The organism is Lacinutrix sp. (assembly GCF_023299985.1).
Lineage (GTDB): Bacteria > Bacteroidota > Bacteroidia > Flavobacteriales > Flavobacteriaceae > Lacinutrix.
In genome coordinates this window covers 1-3,347 of record NZ_JALZVX010000052.1, presented here as the reverse complement: position 1 = coordinate 3,347, position 3,347 = coordinate 1, and the positions used below count along the sequence as shown (strand labels likewise).

The window sequence follows — 3,347 nt, the reverse complement described above, 5'->3', positions numbered from 1 at the left end:
ACGTAGAACTACGTATTTTTACTAAAAACAGGTGAAAACTGTAAATTTTAACATTTTTAATTACGGTAAAAACCGTAATTAAGGTAAAATTGGTGTTTTTTGGTTTTCAAAAAAGGTTGCTTTTTTCAATTTACAAATCAAAATACCAATTAAATAAATCTGTTCTAATCCCAAAATTAAACCAAACAGTACTGTTATTTAACACAGACATTGTTTCGGCTTCAGGATTAAAATTACGATAGCTAATATTAGCAAAGACTTTTAAATTTGAAGCTGGGTTTATTAAATAACCACCTTGAACGCTCGCATTAATAGTATTGGTTTTTATGCCTTGCCCAATTTCCACACCAGAATCGAAAGGTCTATCCACTTCATTTCTAAAAATATCGCTTCCGTAATTAAAATTATCAGTTCCATCGTTTATATCGAAACCACGAACACCTGCTATTAGTTTAGCTTCACCAAACCAACGCTTGTATCTGTAACGTCCAATTAAAACTAGCTCTCTAAAGTTTGCTCCCCAAAGATGTGCCATTGGTTGGTTATTGTGCGCATAGTTTAGCGTTATTGTGTTGTGAGAATAAGTGTAAGGTCGCACTGCATTATATTCCGCTTGAAGTATGAGGTCTTTTACTTTAAAAGCGTTGTAATATTTTGCACCTAATTGTAAACCAAATTTGTTTTTCCAGCTGCCATTTCCGCCTTTGGCATCACTTAAAGAAAATTCATCTAACACAAATTGAGAATACATATTAAAATTATCGCTAAGTTTATATTTAGCTGAAGCTCCAACTATAGCATTTCCTGCGTCTTGACCAGTTTCGAACTCGATAGCACGATAAAAAATAATAGGATTTAAGTAATTAACATCGAAACCTCTATCGTTTGTATTTGCCCAAATAACAGATTCGAATATGCCTAAATTTAAGCGTTTATTTACATTCCAACTTAAATAGTGGTTGGCAATATACTTTGTTAAAAAGGCGCCATCTTCAGTAACTTCTGGTCTAACATCTTTTAACCAAGTATAAGTATTGGTGTATTTAATTTTCCAAAATTTAGTGTTTAATTTTAAATATGGATACGGACTTGCCACATCACTTTGCAATAACGAACGGTAACCATCACCAATAAAATTCTTTCCATGTCCAAACTGAACATTTATAAATTTTGAAGGTGTGTAAGATAAGTATGCTTCTGCTACAGGATAATCGTAAGCATCTTCTTTAAAACGCTTAGCAATACCACGACCTGGAATTATTGCTGGATCTCCACCTTCTGGTCTAATACTCTCTGCATATTCATTAAAATATTGTGCAAAACGACCTTGGTTTTCGTAAACCGAAGCAGAGAAATTAAACTTCTTGCCTAATCCTCCTTGAATAAACACACCTCTTGTGTTATTAAAAGTGGAACCAAAATCTGCGTCTGTATCTTTTCCTGCTTGTAAATCGAAAATAGGATCTACTGTAAACCAATAATCTTCACCTTGTATTTGTACTAAATGTTCGTTCCATAGTTTTTTTCCTATCCACGTTTGTGTTTCTTTTTTTAAGGCTTCATTTTTAGCATTAAAATCATGATATGTTGAAACGTCTTCATATATAAATGGTTTAGAGGCTGTATGGCTATTTGTGCCTATTAAATTAGTAGCACGATCGAATTGAGCATAATTTTCATGTGAGAACGGAATATTTAACTGACTTGAATATTCGCTATTATCATATTTTTTATATTCTGAATTTACCTTGTCCAATTCTTTTTTTGCAGCTAATTCTAAAGCATTGAGTTCTTCTACTACTCTATTATTGTTGTCGCTTTTATTCTCGTTTTTATTTTGAAGCGCTAAATCCTTGATAATACCTGTTTGGTCTTCTAAAGGAATTTTTAAGTTAATAGAGTACTGTTTGTATGTTGGATTACCGTTATAAGTTGCTGGTTCTACTTCTGGAAATGCTGCAATAACACGAGTAGCTTCTACTTTTAACTCTGGATAAATTGCATCTACGTACATGGTTCTAAAACCTCCTTCTTTATCGACTTCTAATAAAATAACTACTTCTCCTTTGTAATTGGCTTTCGTTACTGTTTCTGGTGCTTTAAAGTTTTCGTATAATAAATTGAATACCTGAGTATCGAAACATTTTTGAAGATTTGCCATTGGTTCTTCCTTACAGGCATCGAAAACTGGAGGTTTTTCGTTATAATCTTGAGCAAATACCAAAGACTGAAAGCAAAGTAATACAATGAATATATAATATCTCATCTGTTGAACGGTCATTTAATTTCGTCGAAAGATAACATTTTATCGTTAAAATACCACAGTAAGCGTTTTGTTTTAATGAAATTACAATTTTAACAGAAATCTACACTATGCACTTATTGTAACATTATTAAAAACCAAAACCGCTATTACCAAAGGTAATAACGGTTTTAAACTATTGTAATAGTAAGTATTACTGAATGTTAAATTGTATTGGAAGCATATAAGACACCTCAACTGGTTCGTTATTATTTTTACCAGGTTGCATGGTTGGGATTTTTCTTACCACACGATTAGCTTCTTTTTCTAGGTCTTTATGTTTAGCTTTAGTTTCTATAATTTCTACTTCACCAAGCTTATTAATTTTAAAAGACACATAGATTTTTTGTTTTCCAGTTATACCTAAATCTGTTGCAATATCAACATCAAATTTTCTTTGTACTAATCTAGAAAGCTTTTCAGACAAGCATTTTCTTCTTCCGTCGTTAGTTGTTTCTCTTTCGCAACCTGGAAAAATTGGCACTTGTTGTACAGCCATAATATTTACTGGTTTGTTATCGTCTGGGTTTTCAATATCTAAAATTGGATCACTAGTTTTAAGCACAACCTTTTTATTATCTGGAACGATAACCTCAACAAGTTTCTTTTCTATCTTCTCAATTTCAACTTTGTCATCTACAATTTTAAAATCGGGATTTTTAGGTTCTGGCTTTGCTATCTCTTTTTTTGGCTCATGCTTTACCTTCTTGATAATTTTGTAAATCTCAGGATCCATCTCATAAATTGTGTCATCATCATTTTCAGTAGTAGCATACACATATTCTTTAGATGTAGAAAAAGACATCTCTAATGCGCCATAACTAGCCAATAGACACAAAATTAACCCAATCTGAAAGTACAGCGTTGAGTTTTTTTGTAAATTTGCATCATGTTTTTGTGATTTCTGCACGTTTTTTTCGTTTTGACGAACGAAATCGTGACTTTTCTTTGAATTGTTCATAATTATTAAAGTTTACATGTTAATATTATGAAGGAAACACAATAAGCATACCAAAACCAAAAAACCCGATACAAATTTGTATCG

General features: G+C 31.9%; 2 protein-coding genes. Both read right to left on the bottom strand.

All coding sequences use genetic code 11. The annotated features are described in order from the left end of the window. Positions 1–130 precede the first annotated feature (130 nt). A complete protein-coding gene (locus tag Q0C58_RS02710) occupies positions 131–2,266 on the bottom strand; it encodes a gliding motility protein RemB (protein ID WP_290697154.1) in 2,136 nt (711 codons plus the stop codon). Positions 2,267–2,456: 190 nt separating this feature from the next. After that, entirely contained in the window at positions 2,457–3,263 is an 807-nt protein-coding gene (locus Q0C58_RS02705) for an energy transducer TonB (RefSeq protein ID WP_290697152.1), read from the bottom strand. Positions 3,264–3,347 lie beyond the last annotated feature (84 nt).